1 protein-coding gene is annotated in these 2,245 nt (G+C 64.6%); it reads left to right on the top strand.

From position 1 onward, the window contains the following. Positions 1-562: 562 nt before the first annotated feature. A partial coding sequence (gene aceE / locus AC1DMG_RS21660) for a pyruvate dehydrogenase (acetyl-transferring), homodimeric type (protein ID WP_477181105.1) occupies positions 563-2,245 on the top strand: 1,683 nt, incomplete at its 3' end.

Raw genomic sequence — 2,245 nt, 5'->3', positions numbered from 1 at the left:
CTATGTACCCTCGGAGGTTGTCCCACAACGACGCGCCTCAAGCGCTCGGGCTTATCCCAACACAATGCTGCGGGCGTCATCAGGCCATTCTCTTTGGGTTACTTTTCTCTTGGGCCAGCAAGAGAAAAGTGACTCGGTCGGCGGCAGCCGATCGAAACGCCCGCCGCGTAGGCGGCAAGCTGGCCTCGAGGCAACAACCGAAGACTGACGAAACTGAATGACCAGCCATTCGGCTGTTGAAGCGCGCCCCCGGTCTGCGTCGGCATAGCAAACAAAACGCCACCTACGCTGCAACGACGAGCACCCCTGCCCCCTCTCGTGCAGCGCAGGGATGACAAGCGAAGGCGGGCCCGTGCCGGAATGACCAACAAAAGCAAAACCCTGYCACCCCCTCCCGACCAAAGTCGAACCCCTCCCCCACCCCCATTCGCCCCCGTATTGTCTCGATCCAATTGGCGAAAAACCCCGTCGGAGCTAAACTCGGAAGGTTCCCCGTCTCCCCCCGCGGAGACGTCCACTTACAGCCGCGCCATCCCCCCGGCGCCGCGGAGAGAAGCTCCCCATGGATCAGCTCGACGACATCCTCCAGCAAGACCTCGACCCCACCGAAACCCAGGAATGGGTCGAATCGCTCAACGCGGTCATCAATCACGATGGCACCGAGCGTGCGCATTACCTGCTGGAGAAGATGGTCGATTCGACGCGCCGGGCTGGCGGCTACCTGCCGTTCAACCCGACCACCGAGTACGTCAACACCATCTCGCCGGCCAACGAAGCCAAGATGCCGGGCGACGCCGCGATGGAATGGCGCATCCGCACGCTGATCCGCTGGAATGCGATGGCGATGGTGGTGCGCGCCAACCGCAAGCCGGGCGAGCTGGGCGGCCACATTGCCAGCTTCGCCTCGTCGGCCACGCTGTATGACGTGGGCTTCAACCATTTCTGGCGCGCTCCGAGCGCCGATCATCCGGGCGACCTGGTGTTCCACCAGGGCCATTCGAGCCCGGGCGTGTATGCGCGCTCCTTCCTGGAAGGCCGCATCGCCGAGGACCAGCTCGACCTGTTCCGCATGGAAGTGGCCGGTCATGGCCGTGGCCTGTCGTCCTACCCSCAYCCCTGGCTGATGCCKGACTWCTGGCARKTSCCGACRGTGTCGATGGGCCTGGGCCCGATCCAGGCGATCTACCAGGCGCAGTTCTGGAAGTACCTGGAACACCGCGGCCTGATGCCCAAGACCGATCGCAAGATCTGGTGCTTCCTGGGCGACGGCGAAACCGATGAGCCCGAGTCGCTCGGCGCCATCTCGCTGGCCGGCCGCGAAGGCCTGGACAACCTGGTGTTCGTGATCAACTGCAACCTGCAGCGCCTGGACGGYCCGGTGCGCGGCAACGGCAAGATCATCCAGGAACTGGAAKGCGTGTTCCGCGGCGCCGGCTGGAATGYSATCAAGGTGGTGTGGGGCAGCTACTGGGATCCGCTCCTCGCGCGCGACACCAAGGGCGTGCTGCGCAAGCTGATGATGGAAACCGTCGACGGCGAGTACCAGGCCTGCAAGGCCTTCGGTGGCGCCTATACGCGCGAGCACTTCTTCAACAAGTATCCCGAAACGCGCGAGATGGTCGCCAACTTGTCGGACGASGACATCTGGCGCCTGAACCGCGGCGGCCACGATCCGCACAAGGTGTACGCGGCGTACGACCAGGCCGTGAAGACCAAGGGCATGCCGACCGTGATCCTCGCCAAGACGGTGAAGGGTTACGGCATGGGCGCCGCCGGCGAATCGCAGAACCCGACGCACCAGCAGAAGAAGCTGGACGCCGACGCCGTGCGCCACTTCCGCGACCGCTTCAACATCCCGGTGCCGGACGATCAGCTGGCCGACGTGCCGTACTACCACCCGGGCAAGGACTCGCCGGAAGTGCAGTACATGCTGGAGCGTCGCCGCGCGCTGGGCGGTTCGCTGCCGCAGCGTCGCCGTACCTCCGATGTGAAGCTCAAGGCGCCGGAACTGTCGGCCTTCGAGCAGATCACCAAGGGCACCGGCGAGCGCGAAATCTCCACCACCATGGCGCTGGTGCGCGGCATGAACCTGATGCTGCGCGACAAGCAGATCGGCGAGCGCATCGTGCCGATCGTGSCCGACGARKCGCGCACSTTCGGCATGGAAGGCMTGTTCCGCCAGATCGGCATCTACGCGCCGTTCGGCCAGAAGTACCGTCCGCAGGATGCCGACCAGCTGCTGTAT

The organism is Dyella sp. 01N36, assembly GCF_056399745.1.
This window is presented reverse-complemented; position numbering and strand designations above follow the sequence as displayed.